At 42.1% G+C, this 14,784-nt stretch carries 14 protein-coding genes and 1 pseudogene; 6 read left to right on the top strand and 9 right to left on the bottom strand.

Annotated elements, in window-relative coordinates:
* From O9332_RS16285 to O9332_RS16270, 4 genes and pseudogenes are all read right to left on the bottom strand, one after another.
* Window positions 1-122, bottom strand: a pseudogene (locus O9332_RS16285) (ISL3 family transposase); the annotation flags it as partial.
* 182 nt (window positions 123-304) lie between these two features.
* Entirely contained in the window at window positions 305-1,459 is a 1,155-nt protein-coding gene (locus tag O9332_RS16280; RefSeq protein WP_002760980.1) for a pyridoxal-phosphate-dependent aminotransferase family protein, read from the bottom strand.
* A gap of 235 nt (window positions 1,460-1,694) precedes the next feature.
* Window positions 1,695-2,585, bottom strand: a complete 891-nt coding sequence (trpC, locus tag O9332_RS16275) for an indole-3-glycerol phosphate synthase TrpC (RefSeq protein WP_288026446.1) — start codon at window positions 2,583-2,585, stop codon at window positions 1,695-1,697.
* A gap of 139 nt (window positions 2,586-2,724) precedes the next feature.
* Window positions 2,725-2,937: a hypothetical protein gene (locus O9332_RS16270; RefSeq protein WP_002760983.1), complete on the bottom strand. Its 213-nt coding sequence runs from the start codon at window positions 2,935-2,937 to the stop codon at window positions 2,725-2,727.
* Window positions 2,938-3,236: 299 nt separating this feature from the next.
* On the opposite strand from O9332_RS16270, the gene O9332_RS16265 reads away from it, so the two are divergent.
* Together O9332_RS16265 and O9332_RS16260 are read left to right on the top strand one after the other, a co-directional pair.
* Window positions 3,237-3,914 (top strand): hypothetical protein, encoded by a 678-nt coding sequence (locus O9332_RS16265; protein WP_002760984.1) that lies wholly within the window; start codon window positions 3,237-3,239, stop codon window positions 3,912-3,914.
* A 324-nt stretch (window positions 3,915-4,238) separates the two neighbouring features.
* A complete protein-coding gene (locus tag O9332_RS16260) occupies window positions 4,239-4,529 on the top strand; it encodes a DUF3288 family protein (protein ID WP_004162669.1) in 291 nt (96 codons plus the stop codon).
* Between the two features lie 42 nt (window positions 4,530-4,571).
* Here O9332_RS16260 and O9332_RS16255 read toward each other — a convergent pair whose 3' ends face one another.
* The 3 genes from O9332_RS16255 to O9332_RS16250 all read right to left on the bottom strand — a co-directional run bounded on the left by O9332_RS16255 (window position 4,572) and on the right by O9332_RS16250 (window position 7,229).
* On the bottom strand, window positions 4,572-5,477 hold the full coding sequence (locus O9332_RS16255; RefSeq protein WP_002760988.1) for an Npun_R2821/Npun_R2822 family protein: 906 nt from the start codon (window positions 5,475-5,477) through the stop codon (window positions 4,572-4,574).
* 419 nt (window positions 5,478-5,896) lie between these two features.
* Window positions 5,897-6,118, bottom strand: a complete 222-nt coding sequence (locus O9332_RS28120) for a hypothetical protein (protein WP_353853433.1) — start codon at window positions 6,116-6,118, stop codon at window positions 5,897-5,899.
* A gap of 22 nt (window positions 6,119-6,140) precedes the next feature.
* Window positions 6,141-7,229 (bottom strand): metallophosphoesterase family protein, encoded by a 1,089-nt coding sequence (locus tag O9332_RS16250; protein ID WP_002759449.1) that lies wholly within the window; start codon window positions 7,227-7,229, stop codon window positions 6,141-6,143.
* 65 nt (window positions 7,230-7,294) lie between these two features.
* Between O9332_RS16250 and trmB the strand changes: the two genes are divergently transcribed.
* The 3 genes from trmB to O9332_RS16235 are packed head-to-tail and all read left to right on the top strand — an operon-like array spanning window position 7,295 to window position 9,392.
* Window positions 7,295-7,930 carry a tRNA (guanosine(46)-N7)-methyltransferase TrmB gene (gene trmB, locus O9332_RS16245; protein WP_288026443.1) on the top strand — a complete coding sequence of 212 codons (636 nt, stop codon included), beginning with the start codon at window positions 7,295-7,297 and terminating at the stop codon, window positions 7,928-7,930.
* Window positions 7,931-7,964: 34 nt separating this feature from the next.
* Window positions 7,965-8,591 carry a hypothetical protein gene (locus O9332_RS16240; RefSeq protein ID WP_002759453.1) on the top strand — a complete coding sequence of 209 codons (627 nt, stop codon included), beginning with the start codon at window positions 7,965-7,967 and terminating at the stop codon, window positions 8,589-8,591.
* Window positions 8,592-9,392: a tetratricopeptide repeat protein gene (locus tag O9332_RS16235; RefSeq protein WP_002759454.1), complete on the top strand. Its 801-nt coding sequence runs from the start codon at window positions 8,592-8,594 to the stop codon at window positions 9,390-9,392.
* Window positions 9,393-9,537: 145 nt separating this feature from the next.
* Here O9332_RS16235 and glgA read toward each other — a convergent pair whose 3' ends face one another.
* The gene (gene glgA, locus O9332_RS16230; protein WP_002759455.1) at window positions 9,538-11,016 is read right to left on the bottom strand and encodes a glycogen synthase GlgA; all 1,479 of its coding nucleotides are present in this window, start codon (window positions 11,014-11,016) and stop codon (window positions 9,538-9,540) included.
* A 338-nt stretch (window positions 11,017-11,354) separates the two neighbouring features.
* Window positions 11,355-12,779 carry a D-alanyl-D-alanine carboxypeptidase/D-alanyl-D-alanine endopeptidase gene (dacB, locus tag O9332_RS16225; RefSeq protein WP_288026439.1) on the bottom strand — a complete coding sequence of 475 codons (1,425 nt, stop codon included), beginning with the start codon at window positions 12,777-12,779 and terminating at the stop codon, window positions 11,355-11,357.
* A gap of 349 nt (window positions 12,780-13,128) precedes the next feature.
* Between dacB and gorA the strand changes: the two genes are divergently transcribed.
* Window positions 13,129-14,481 carry a glutathione-disulfide reductase gene (gorA, locus tag O9332_RS16220; RefSeq protein ID WP_288026437.1) on the top strand — a complete coding sequence of 451 codons (1,353 nt, stop codon included), beginning with the start codon at window positions 13,129-13,131 and terminating at the stop codon, window positions 14,479-14,481.
* Window positions 14,482-14,784: the final 303 nt, after the last annotated feature.

Raw genomic sequence — 14,784 nt, 5'->3', positions numbered from 1 at the left:
TTCGGACATTCAATTGTTTCATTTAAAAGAGCGAGCTTTAGGAAAATTGTCTGAGCAATTTTTTGATAATTGACCACTGTTACATTTGGTAAATCGAGGAGTTGATCAAAATTTATCCACATAACCCACCTCCTGTTCTGTGTTACTGTTATACCATGCTCACACAGAACCTAGAAGAGCCAAGGATTGAAAGCCTTGTAAATCAAGACCAAAAATATAGTTGCACACGGGGTATTAGATAATAAACTATATCTTCCGGCAAAAATCCCCCTCTTTGGGGAGAAGGGGAAAAGCCAACCCAAGATTAACCCTGCACCATCACCGAGGCAGCCGCAGCCACACCGGCGCCCGGGGTGACACCTTCGACACCTAACTCGATTAAAGTCGCTTCAATGGCAGCGATAACCGTGAGGATATCCCTCTCACTAGCAAAACCTAAATGACCGATACGGAAGATTTTACCCTTGAGGTGATCCTGACCACCAGCCACAGCGATGTCGAACTTTTTATTGAGAGTCGAGCGAATTTTTTCCGCATCCACCAGAGTGGGGGCCACCGCAGTAATCGCCGTGGAAGCCCAAGAATCCGCCGCGTAGAGGGGCAAATCCAGGGCGCGCATACCGGCCCGCGTCATCTTCGTTAAGCGTTGGTGACGGGCGAAAATTGCCGCTAATCCCTCCCTTCTCATCATTTGCAGAGAAGCTTGTAAACCGTACATCAGGTTAACTGGAGGGGTAAAGGGGGAACTATCCTCATCGGTGGCTTTTTTGTATTTGCCCAAATCTAGATAAAAACGCGGCAGTTTGGCGGTTTCGTAGGCTTTCCAAGCTTTTTGACTTACGGAAACAAAACCTAAACCGGGAGGAATCATATAACCTTTCTGGGAACCAGAACCGACCACATCTAAACCCCATTCATCGATGGGAATATGATAAGCTCCTAAACTGGTGACAGCATCGACGATAATTAAAGCTTCCCCGTGGTCTTTTACCGCTTTGTTAATGCTTTCCAAGTCATTGAGAACCCCGGTGGAAGTTTCCGAATGGGTGATAATTACCGCTTTGATGGCTTTTTCCTTGTCTTCGGTCAGTTTAGCGGTAAATGCCTCTGGATCTAGGGGTTTACCCCATTCTGCCTTAATGACATCCACATTTAAGCCGTATGCTTTCGCCACTTTCGCCCAACGTTCCCCAAATTTACCATTATCTCCCACCAAAACTCGATCGCCGGGGCTGAGAAAATTAATAATTCCCGCTTCCATGGCACCGGTTCCCGAAGCAGTTAGCATTAAGACATCGCCACTGGTTTGATGCAACCATTTGAGATTTTCGGTTAATTCGGCGATTACCTTGCTAAAAGCACCCGTCCGATGACCTATAGGTGCTTTAGCCATAGCCAATAATACCGCTTCCGGCACTGGTGTCGGGCCGGGAATCATCAACATATTTTTATTTTCCATGGTTCGTCCTCTCTCGTTGGGCTATATTCAAAAAGATAAAAAACCAAATCTCGATCGCATCAATTCTGAGGGGATGATTTAAGATTCGGCAAACTCTGATTATATCCCGGCAGATAGCCTTGTCAGGAGTCAGTATTCAGGAGATAGGGTGATAGGGTTTTGGGGTGATGGGGTTTTGGGGTGATAGGGTGATGAGACAGCTTCCCCACTTCCCCACTTCCCCACTTCCTAACTCCTATTCCCGATTTTCAAAGAGTTTCTGGATACCGACGGCAGCATCGGGCAGTTTTACCAAAGATTCGCCAATTAGAACCGCATTTGCTCCCGCTTGCTTCACTTTCGCCAGAGCTGCTGCTGTGTGTAATCCCGATTCGCTGACGATCAGAATACCTTTTTCTCGCACCTTTTCGCCCCTGGCTTCTAGTAATTGGCGAGTATTGTCTAAATCGACTTTAAATGTCTCTAAATTGCGGTTATTGATGCCGATTAGTTCGATTCCCTCAATGGCTAACACTCGATCGAATTCGGCCAGACTATGCACCTCTACCAAAGCTGTCATCCCTAAACCCTTGACAATTTTGACAAAATATGCTAGGTCTTGATCGCTTAAAATAGCGGCAATCAAAAGGACAGCATCGGCTCCTTTAGAGCGAGCGTAGTAGATTTGATAGGGATAAAGGATAAATTCTTTGCATAATAGGGGTAAAGATACCGCTTGCCGGACGAGGCTAAGATTTTCGTAACTACCTTGAAAAAACTTACTATCGGTTAAAACCGATAAACAAGTGGCTCCTCCCTGTTCATAGGTACGCGCAATCGCTACAGGATCAAAATCTTCGCGGATAACTCCCTTGCTCGGGGAAGCTTTTTTGACTTCGGCAATCAAAGCGGGTTGGGTTTTACCCTGTTTTAAGGCGGCTAAAAAGTCGCAAGGTGGCGCAGTATTAGCTATTTTTTTGCGTAATTCCAATAAAGGCAACTTTTCACGCAATTTATCGACTTCGATCTCCTTATGCCAAACGATTTCTTCTAAAATATTTTGCGGTTGTGCCTCTGGCACTTTCACCACATAACTCAAACTCTCAACTTTAACGGCAGGATTGGGGTGTTTTCTTCGGATCTGCATTTTTTCACTGTCCAGAGTGTGAACAGTGATTAGTTTAACAGTGATTAGTTATCGGGAATTGAAATAGAGACGGGGAAAACCACGTCTCTACAGACATTTATCTATACTTGTGTGGATATTCCCAATCTTCACCGAAAGGCTATTGCATAGCTTCGATCGAACGTTCTAAAATTTTATCTTGGAGTTTTTCGTCTTCTTGACGATTTTCGGTTAATAAAACCCGCGCTTTCGCAGTTTCTGCCTCTCCTTCCCCCAAAAGCTCCTCTGTACGAGTTAAGACATTTTCTTCGAGCATTCCTTCTGCTTGTCGTTCTTGGGTTAGATTGAGACGTGCTTTTTCTTGAATATTCATAAATTTATCCTTGCCACAGGTGCGATCAACTTCTACCCTTAGTCTGACACAAATTTAGTATTCCGTATCATTAACTACAGAAAAATTTAGAATCTTACTGGCGAAACTGAGATTTAGGTATTTTTTCTCATTCCTTAAATGGACAGGGATCGATCGACCTCAAGCTATACAATAAAACCTATGGAACAATTCCCCAGCGTAATCAAGCTTGTATATCGGGCGAATAATGATCGATTGCCTAAACCAACAGATTTCTGGACAGTATCCGACTCTATCGTAATATCCTATTTGCAGAGCTTATGACCAAAGGTAATTTAAACGATCTCATCCGTACAGAAGCTAATAAAGAGGTAGAATCCCAAACCTCTCCTTCTCCCAAACGTTCTAAGGAAACAAACGCCACCCTACAGGCAAAAATTAACGACTTGACAACAGAGTTAGAAAAAACCGAGAAAAATCAGCAAACTCTCCAAGAAAAGGTGATTTCTCTGGAAAAAGAACTTCAAGAACATCTGGAACTCTCTGTCAGGTTACAGCAGTTACAACAACAGACCGAGCAGTTAGAATCTGTCCTCTTGGAAAAAACTACTTTGGTGGCACAATTATCGAGTCAATTAAGTCAATCCCAGACGGAATTAACCGAGAAAAAACAGTTAATTGAAAAACTATCGAGTCAATTAAGTAAGACAGAAACAGAACTGACTGAGAAAAAACAGTTAATTGAAAAATTATCGAGTCAATTAAGTCAATCCCAGACGGAATTAACCGAGAAAAAACAGTTAATTGAAAAATTATATAATCAAATTAAAACCCTAGAAAATAGTCCCCCCCCCACCCCTGAACCCTCACCAATTAGCAAACCTGCGCCGAAGAAACCCAGTCTTTATAACTTTGAAATGGCAACTTTAGCCCGTTATATTGCCCCCAATCCTACCCCCACAGAGTTAACGGATTCCGAAATCGGTTGGTTCGATTAATTATGGTTTGCTAAATAAATCTAAAAACATTGTTCGATAAGACTTTTAGACCTTTTTGAAATCCAAAAGTACCGGCCATTGGAGTGATCGGGGGGAAAATTCAGGGACTTTTTCCCTGAAAATTATACTAAATCCAGTTATTAAAAACTGATTATTTATTCTCCGTTTTGCCTTTTGCATGAGTGCCTCTCCTGATATGTAGCCTATACTCAACGGATTTGGTATTAGGTAATTGACTCCCTGAAAATGGGTAAAACTCTACACCCTACACCCTACACCCCACACCCTGCCCCCAGGAAAAACTTTGTGCCGCAAACCCTAATTATGGCTAGTAAAAATCAAGAACAACAACATCCACAGGAAAGACTAGATCGCCCGATTGTTGATCAGCTGCTGCAATCAGAACCCAATGATTTAAACTTAGCTGAATGCGCTCGTTTACGCATACGTTATCAAAACTTTCCGGGAGCAAGAGAAATCCAAAGAGATTTAGATTTAATCCTAGAAAAATGGCAGTTAGATGAAGCTAGTTTATGGGCAAAAACTCGACCACTGCACAGTCACGGACAAGTGTATCAAATTCGCCAAACTGAGGAGCAACAGGATTGGAGTTAAATTGCCGCAGTTATCTTAATGGTGCGAGAGGAAAAATCAAACCTATAATTTGATTTTATCTAATAATCTCTGCAAAGGATTTTTGGGTTTGCTTGCTGGCGGATCTGCGGGGGGATTAGGATCATCTAGATAACGATAATATTTCCAGATATCCCAGTAGGGACATCCCGGTTCGATGCGAATTCCTGCCCAATGTAAATATTTTAAGGGCTGATTTAATCTCGGATCGATTAAGATATTCCCCTGACGTTGAAAATGAGGACTCCCCCCCCAATTTCCCGCTTGACAACCCGGAGCGCGGACAATATTAAATCGATTGGGAACTCGTTTGAGAATGGTATAATTAATAATCGGTTGATCGGAGGTTTTTTGAGAAAAATCAAAATATTCTGGATGAGCGGCACATTCTTGAAAAGCGCTATATAATTCCTGTTCTGAGAACAAATTCTTTTTACTAGCCCAAAAACCACCGTTAAACATCCCAGTTAGATCATTTTCTGTGAAGATTCCTTGTTCTAAAACAATCGGATTAAAAACATCAGTAATCCCTTTTTTGTGTTGGTAATCACAGCAGAGAAAATCGTAGGTATCGAGGAAATTTAGATTATCTATTATTTTTTCAAAAACTACGATATCCGTATCGATATAAAGAAATTGATCTAATTCTCCAAACCAACACACCTGCTTGCGAAATTGATTGGGACGAGCAAAGAATTTTTCTCCAAAAATATCATAGATTTTCTGTGCCAATTCTTCCACCAATTGCAGATCGGGATAGAGAATAACGCCATATTTTTCTGCTAATAAATCGGCAATTTTTTGATAATTATTGTCGTAGGGAATCAAGATGACGGGAGAATCGGGATCGTACAAACGAATACTATTCATTAATGCGATCGCCTGCTCGATAACTCGATCATTAGCGGTAATGTAAATTCCTCGCTTCATAAATATCCTGGGGGTAAGAGTTAGAAATAATTATATAGGGTTTGCTGAAAAAGTTTGTTGGTGGGGTTAGGAGTCAGGAGTCAGGAGTCAGGAGTCAGTAGCTGGTCGTTTCAGGCTTTGTTGCCCTCTTTTTTTGTACCAATTTATGTACTATGAGAGGGATAATGCAAGGTTTTTGAGAGTCCCAATCGGATTTTCGCAGCATGAACATCGGATTTTAACAGGTCAAAAGCCTTATTTTAAAAGGGTTTTACCATTATTCAGCAAACCCTATATAGCAGTTATCTTAATGGTGAAGTAGAAAGTTTTCCTTTTGGGGAGTCAGCCATCAGCTTTTTTCTCCCGATATCCCTGTTCACTGATAACTGATAACTGATCACTGATAACTGAATAGCTGATCAGCCTTTCTCTGTCAACTCTTAAGGAGTGGTGCGTTTGATTTTTGAATTGGCGAATAATAAAGGTTTGCTGAATAAATATAAAAACATTGTTGGATAAGACTTTTCGACTTGTTTTCCCTCAAAAAGTGCCGACCTTTGGAGTGATTGGGGGGAAAATCCCTGGACTTTTTCCCTGAAAATTAGGTAATTGACCACCTGAAAATCGGTAAAACCCCACACCCCACACCCCACACCCCACACCCTGCCCCTAGGAAAAGCTTTTTCAGCAAACCCTAATTACGGCTTGATTGTCGATAAAATGAGGATTACCGAGGGGATCGATGGCACTGAAAGCGTAAAAATAACGGCGTGCTAGGGGCGGAAAATCGCTAAAATCGAAGATTGTGTCACCTTTAGCCACATCTGCCCAAAAATTGCGTAATTTTGGCGCTAATTCCTCCGCTAGACTCACGGGAAGATTGAGGGGATGGCAGGTTAATAAACGCATCATAAAAGGATAAGAGCGATCGCCTAACCATTGCCGAGAAATAGCGGGTAAATTCTCCCATCCGGGTATATTTTGCAGATGAAAGGATTCTATGGCTAATTCAACCGTGTTTTCGCAATATTCTAGCACCCGGTAGGGATGGGGATAACTGACGAGGGAACCGGTGGTAATTTCATAGATACCTCTAGTAAAAGCCAGATCCTGCACGTGGAGATGGCCAGTAATCAACAATTTTACGCCGTTTTCCTGTAGTATATCGAGCAGTTCTACCGCATTAGCCAACATATAGCGTTTACCTAATTCATGATTGCTTTGTCCGGGTAAATGCTCGATAACGTTATGATGGATCATCACCATCACTAGATCGTTTTTTAGCGCGGGTAAAATCTGTTTTAACCAATGCAATTGTTCTGCATCTAAACTGCCAATTTGTTTACCTTGATCATCGAATTGATTAGAATTAAGACCGATTAATTGCACTCCAGGTAAAATTTCTTTTTGGTAGTATATTTGTTCGGGATTGCTGTAACCAAATTGTTGATAATAAAAGGGAAAATCTGCTAAACCGATCTGGTTTTCCGTCGCGGTTAAACTCAAAACATCATGATTACCCGGCACCACATAGACGGGGAAGGGTAAAGTGGCTAAACAATCGGCTAACCAACGATGATTTTCTGGTTCACCATCTTGGGTTAAATCGCCAGCAATCAGCAGAAAATCGAGGTTAAGGGTGATGAGATGGTCTAAAACAATTTTTAAAGCTGGAATACTCACTTCCACCAGATGAAAGCGATTAGAATGGTTCAAAATGGTTGTGGGTAAAGCGATATGAGGATCGCTGAGAATGGCGAAACGGAAATTCATCGCATTGAATTGGGCTAAATATCGGTAAACTAGATCGATCGAGGAGAAATGAGGAGAAAATATCTTTGGCTAAAGTTCGCGTTCGTCAGCACGTCAATCCCTTAAGTCATAAATATCGCCATCCGATCGCTCCCCCCGATTGGAATCAAGTTTATCAGGATATGACGCAACCTCTCCATCTTGACATTGGTTGTGCGCGGGGTAAATTTTTGTTACAAATGGCCCAAGTAGAGCCAGAAATTAATTTTTTGGGGATTGAAATTCGTCAACCTTTGGTAATTGAAGCGAATCAGGAACGGGAAAGGTTAGGATTAAGTAATCTCGCTTTTGTTTTTGGCAATATGAATGTTGCCCCAGAAATTTTACTGCAATCTTTGCCCGCAGATAAGTTATTTTGGGTGTCGATTCAATTTCCCGATCCTTGGTTTAAACAGCGTCACAGCAAGCGTCGGGTTGTGCAGCCAGAATTAGTCATAGCTTTGGCTAAGTATATGGTAGCTGGGGGCTGGGTTTTTTTACAGTCGGATGTGGAATCGATCGCCCTGGAAATGACCGAGAGATTTCAAGCACATCCCAATTTTGTTCGGCAACATCAAACCCCCTGGTTAGCGGAAAATATTTTCCCCGTACCGACGGAGAGGGAAAAGTCCACTTATAATAAGGGTCAACCGGTTTATCGCTCGCTTTTTCGAGTTCGGTAGCTTCAGCTAAAATATCTTGGCACTGTCTGAAATCATGGTTAGAAATCTCGACTCACCCCTAATACTTGAGGACAATAATCGCCCCCCTGTATCTCAATTGCTAGAATTTCTCTTAACAAAAGAAAAAAACACTAAAAAAACTAAAGAAAATCTTACTTTTGCGGCTTTAGTCGGTACTTGGCGATTATACTTTATCACGGGAACTCAAAAAGCTAAAAAGAGAGCGGGAATTGTTTTGGGTAAGGGTCGCTATCTACCGTCCTGGTTAAAAATTACCATCTCTTACCAAAGAAATGAGAGTTTAGAACCGGGAGAATTTATCTCTGGAAGCGTCAGCAATCAGATAGTTTTAGGGGCAGTAAAACTATCCGTAAGCGGTCCAGTTAAGTTTTTTCCTAAAACCCGTCTTCTTGCCTTTGATTTTACCCGGCTCAACCTAACCCTATTTAATCGCTCTCTCTATTCAGGTTTTATTAGAAATGGCCAGGTAAGTGAAGCGAATTTTTATCAGGAAAGTATCAAAAAACAGGCATTTTTTGCCTATTTTCTGATCACAGAAACAATGATGGCAGCCCGGGGACGAGGGGGAGGATTAGCCCTTTGGATAAAAGAGATAAGTGAGACAAAACTAGCTGAAAATAAGTTATTAGAGGAGAAATAGATGGGATATTCTATTGAGGTAGATGGGACAAATTTTGACAGTGAAGTGATCGAGAAGTCCTATCTAAATACAGTGATTTTAGACTTTTATGCTCTCTGGTGTGGACCCTGTAAATTGGTAAAACCGATGCTAGAAAAACTAGCAAGTGAATATAATTTTATCCTTGCCAAAATAGATATAGATAAAAATCCCGAATTAGCCGAACAATACGATGTGGAAGGAGTTCCCGATGTGCGAATTGTCAGCAAGGGAGAAGTGTTACCCTGTTTTGTTGGTGCTTTGCCAGAAGAACAAATTAGAGACTTATTTTCCCGTCTCGATTTAAAATCGGAATTAGAAACAGGATTAGCAGAAATACAAGAAGCGATTGCCCTCGATAATTTGCCCGCAGCTAAACAATTATTTGATCGTCTTTTTCCTAAATATCCCAACGAACCACGATTAGTTATTATGGCGGTAAAATTTCTCATGCGTCTAGAAAAATGGTCTGATGCTTACCGATTAATCAGTGCTATTAAAGAAGAAAATCCCCTGATCAAAGGTTGGAAAACTCTCCTAGAATTTCAACAGTTAAAACCAGAAAATAATCCCCTCGATGCGATATTTTTTACTGGGATTAATTCCGCATTAAAAGAAGATTATGCCGCCGCTTTAGATAAACTGATCAGCCTGGTGGGAGAAAGTAGAAAATATCGTCAGGATGGGGCAAGAAAAGCCATGTTAGCCATATTTCAGATTTTAGGAGTTAGTCATCCCCTCACCCAAGAATACCAAGCAAAGTTAACATTTCTGCTCTACTAGGTAGGGTTTGCGGCAAAAAGTTTTTTGGTGGGGTTAGGAGTCAGCAATCGGTCAAAACTAAAGCAATTCCCCGGAAATTTCAACAAATCTATTCCTCGAATTTCTGTTGACAACTGCCAGGGAATTGCTAGGGGCAAGATGCAGTTTATTTGTGGCGAATCATTTCATACAGGGCAACGTATTCTTCCCCGGGGCGATTCCAAGAGTAATCGCATTCCATGCCTTGAATCGCTAATTTTTGGAATTCTTCTGGTTGAGTGTACCACAATTCTAATGCCCGGGACATGGCTGATTCGAGGGCATTATTATCGGGATCAAAAAAGACAAAACCATTGCGTTCTTCGGGTTGGTGATAGGTATCATAATCGCGATCAAAAACCGTATTAACTAAACCACCAACTCCCCGGACGATGGGAACGGTTCCGTATTTTAAGCTGATTACTTGTGTCAGTCCGCAGGGTTCAAAATTACTGGGAACCACAATCATATCGGCCCCCGCATAAATGAGGTGAGATAATTCCTCATTAAAGCCCAATTCAATATGAACATCAGGGTTATTATTGAGGTGATTTTTCTCATGCCAGAACCAGTTATTAATTAACGATTCGGTGGCGGAACCTAAGAGGACAAATTGCGCCCCGCGAGCTAAGGCATAATACATGGCATGGTGAACTAAATGTACGCCTTTTTGGTCATCTAAACGACCGACATAACAAATTAAGGGTTTTTCTGCTTCATCTCTTAACCAGAGTCTTTCTCGCAGTGCCTTTTTATTGCGTGCCTTCTCGGAGAAGCTATCAACACCGTAGGGTGCAGCAATAAATTTATCCACCTCTGGGTTCCAGATATTGTAATCTAAACCGTTGAGAATGCCAGTAAATTTGTGTTGATGTAGGTGAATTGTATGACCTAAACCGTAACTAACATCGGTGTGGTGTGCTTCCCAAGCATGGTGGGGTGAGACGGTGTTGAAATAGTTGGAAAAGACGATACCACCTTTCATAAAATTAATCACAAAAGGATTGAAGTTATCGCGCATTCGGGCATAGCTAAAGTAGTAAGTATCGTTATTTAATCCTGTTGCCCAGAGAATTTCCGCACCAGCAAATCCTTGATGTTTAAAGTTATGGATGGTGTAGAGAACGCGCTGATTGCCCATACCATGATATTTATAAATTTCAAAAAGTAAGGGCGGAATTAAACCGGTTTGCCAGTCGTGACAATGAATTATATCGGGACGTTTATTACTTCTGAGCAAAAATTCTAAAGCGGCTTTGCAGAAGAAGGCAAAACGCATATTATCGTCTTTACAACCGTAGTAAGTACCGCGATTAAAGAAATTATCGCCCGAATTGGGTTGAATAAAGAAACACAAGCGCCCGTGTACCCAACCACAAAAAACATTACAGTGAATTGCCCCACCGTACCAAGGTACCCACAGGTCCCGATAAGCCTCGTGTAAGCCCCAAATTTGGTCGTAGCGCATACAATCATACATGGGTAGGATTAGCTCCACGCAATGACCGCGAATTTCTAATTCTCGACTCAATCCATATACCACATCCCCCAATCCCCCAGCTTTAATCACTGGGGCGCACTCAGAGGCAACCTGAACTATATACATATATCAATACTCCGTCGATTAATCTACAGGTCAGCTAGAAGCAATTTTTACAAAAGTATACAGTCTTGTGTGATTAAGTGGGTGGGTGGAATTAAATATAAGATGAACGTAGGTTGGGTTGAAGCATGAAACCCAACCCCCGCTCATGTTACGCTACCGCTAACCCATCCTACAAATAATTGTGCCTCCCTACTTAAATGGCTCGATCGAATTGGTTGCGGGTTGGGTAGTGGGGTATTGGGGTGTTGGGGTGTTGGGGAGAACAAAGCTGCCTTTTGCCTTTTGCCTTTTGCCTTTTGCCTTTTGCCTTTTGCCTTTTGCCTTTTGCCTCCTAAAGATTAACAGCGTTTTAACTGTCCTAGGAGCAAAATCACCTCATCGATGCCGTTTCTGAGGGTGGTGGCGGGTTGATCGCTGTTATTTACGGTTATGCTAAAGATTAGGGGTTGATTGTCGGCGGTTGCTAGATAACCCGCGAGGGCGATAACTCCGGTTAAAGTCCCGGTTTTTGCCTGTAATCGTCCTTCTAGGGGAGTCTGGCGAAATCTATTGGTTAAAGTGCCATCAATGCCGCCAATGGCTAAAGAACGCCGATAATCAGGATTTTCTGCCATTAGTTTTAAGATTTCTCCTAAAGTATTGGGTTTAATCAGGTTTTGTCGTGATAGCCCCGAACCATCGGCGATTTTATAACTATCGCTGTTAATTCCCAGTTTTGTTAAAGTTTCTTGCAATCCCGAGACACCGCCGAGCATTTGTAGTAGGGTTTCGGCTAGTAAATTATCGCTATTTTTATTGACTTTTTCCACCAAATATGCTAGGGGTTCTGATTCTAAATTGGTGATTTCATCGCCGCGAATTTCTGAGCTAATTTCGGCGGTTTTAACGGTAATTCCCGCTTTTTCAAGGATATTACGCCAGCGATCGAGGAAATATTCCGAGGGTTGGGGAATAGCTAAATTAAAATCATCTTGACTATCAATAGCCAGAGAACCAGTGATAATCAGGCGATTATTGGCTAAATTGCCCTTAATTGCCAGAGTATTCGGGATGCCTTGAGCTGCGGTGCTGGTTTGATTCTCAATTAGCCATTGTTTAGCGGCAATGGGATCAGACCATTGTAAATCTAAGCTTTGCCCCAATTGTCGCGGTAAAAGCCTTAAAGTGACGGAATTTTCGTTTAAAACCAAGCTAGAAGCGGGTACAGCATAGTCAAAAAAGACATCTTCCCATTCCCAGGTTTTTTGACTATCGGAGACGACAAAAGGACTAGCAACGACAATTAAGCGATAAATTGAGTTAATTCCCTGTGCTTTTAACTTTTCTGCTAATTTTTCTAACTTTTCTGTGGTTATGGTTGCATCTCCCCTCCCGACTAAGGTTAAAGTTTCTAAATCGGGGGGGTTGCCCTGGGCTAAAATGGGGGTTTTCAGACGATAATCGCGGTTAAATTTGCTGAAAGCGGCGGCAGTGGTTAATAATTTCGCAGTAGAAGCGGGAGTAAAAAAGTTATTTTCGTGGAGACTATAGAGATTTTCCTGAGAATTAAGGGATTTTACGAAAATTCCCCAATAAGCGCCTTGATAATCGGGTCGGGCCAAAATGCGATCGATCCTGGTGGCTAAGTCTGCCGGACAGATAAACTGGGAAGGGAGAGAATTGTCTTGACTGATGGGGGTTGCGAGGGTGACGGGATGGTTTACCCAGAGAAATAGGGAACAAGTCCCCAAGAGAAAAGATAATTTCGAGCGGCGTGTTAGCATAGAATTAAGTCTTGGCAGTAGGTAGGCGTTAAAAATTATCAGATGCCCCCCTTATTAAGGGGGGACTAAGGGGGGATCGGCACCCCCCTTATCAAGGGGGGCAGGGGGGATCGGCACCCCCCTTATTAAGGGGGGACTAAGGGGGGATCGAACCTAAAATCCATTTTTAATTTAATTATAACCAGCTACTTAGTAAATAAATTGACTCTAATTTAGCAGCATTAGTGACCATATTCTGCTAGTTACTCGATAGATTCAGTTAGGGATTGATCCGAGATATTCGCTCCCCTTTTTGCCAAAAAAGTTTCTTGATTCCGTCAAACTTCTATTCATTTGCGAGGATGTTTTTATGAGTTATGATTTTGATTTATTGGTGATTGGTGGTGGTTCTGGTGGTATTGCCACCGCTAGACGGGCAGCCGAATACGGGGCAAAAGTGGGATTAGCAGAATACGATCGTTTGGGAGGAACCTGTGTTAATCGCGGTTGTATTCCTAAAAAATTAATGGTTTATTCTAGTCGTTTTCCGCAACTATTTAAGGATGCGGAAGGTTACGGTTGGAGTCCAGTAGAGAGTCAGTTAAATTGGCAAAAATTAATTAGCGCCGTTAATCAGGAAACTATACGTTTGAATGGCATTTATCAAAAGATGCTCGATAATTCTCAAGTGACGCTTTTTCCTAATTATGCCAAGTTTCTTGATACCCATACCCTGGAGGTGGGAGATCAGAAAATTACTGCCGATAAAATTTTAATTGCCGTGGGGGGACATCCCGTTAAACCTGATATTCCGGGGATCGAACATACAGTAGTTTCTGATGCCATGTTTCAACTGCCAGAACAACCGAAAAGAATTATAGTTTTAGGGGCGGGATATATTGGGGTAGAATTTGCTGGTATTATGCACGGATTAGGGACAGAAGTGGTGCAGTTAATCCGTAAAGACAAGATTTTAAGAGGGTTTGATGAGGATATCCGCGATGAGATTCAAGCGGAAATGATCCGTCAGGGAATTAAAATTATGCCCGAAACTTTCCCCACTTCGATCGAGAAAACTGCTGAGGGTTTAAAAGTACATATTCAGGGTCAAGAAACCTCAGAAATCTTATTTGTTGATGCCCTAGGATTAGCCGCTACTGGAAGAATTCCTAAGCTGGAAAAATTGGGCTTAGAGAATGTCAATGTCGAGGTAAAAAATGGGGCAATTGTCGTCAACGAGTATAGCCAAACCAGCGAAGATAATATCTATGCCGTGGGCGATTGTACTGATCAAATTAATTTAACTCCCGTGGCCATTAATCAGGGGCGAGCTTTTGCCGATACAGTCTTTGGTAATAAACCCCGGTTAATGAGTTATGAAAATGTTCCTTCGGCAGTATTTTCTACTCCTGAAGCGGCGACGGTGGGATTAACAGAATTGCAAGCAAAAAAACAATATGGTGACACGGGAATTAAAGTTTATCGGTCTAAATTCCGCCCCGGTTACAATGTTTTACCAGGCCGAGAGGACAAAACTTTGATGAAATTAGTTGTCCATCAGGAAAGTGGTAAAATTCTCGGGGCGCACATGGTGGGAGATCACGCCGCCGAAATTATTCAAGGAGTAGCCATTGCCGTAAAAATGGGCGCAACAAAAGCCGATTTTGATGCCACTGTCGGCATTCATCCCAGTGCTGCCGAGGAATTCGTCACCATGCGTTAATTAACAATTTTAGGTGTGTTAGTTTGGGTGCATCTCACACTTACAGAAATACCGACAATCAGCAATTATCAGCTTCTGAAGGCAAGAGGCAACAGGCAAGAGGCAAAAGACAGAATCTGACAATTCTCCTACCTAAAAAGAAGGTTATAAACTAAGCATATCACTGGACTTCCCCGTTGACAAAAAGCCATAACCTGTGCTGTAGAAGGGATTAAGAGAATTTCCGCCGCCCCGTTACTGGGTACAAATCAGGGAAACTCCCAATAAATCTAACGCTTTTTGTTGCAGTTGGGTCGGTCGAGT

Origin of the sequence: Microcystis sp. LE19-10.1B, assembly GCF_027530565.1 — a bacterium.
GTDB lineage: Bacteria > Cyanobacteriota > Cyanobacteriia > Cyanobacteriales > Microcystaceae > Microcystis > Microcystis aeruginosa.
The sequence above is the reverse complement of the archived record's forward strand: the minus strand, read 5'-3'. Positions and strand labels throughout refer to the sequence as shown.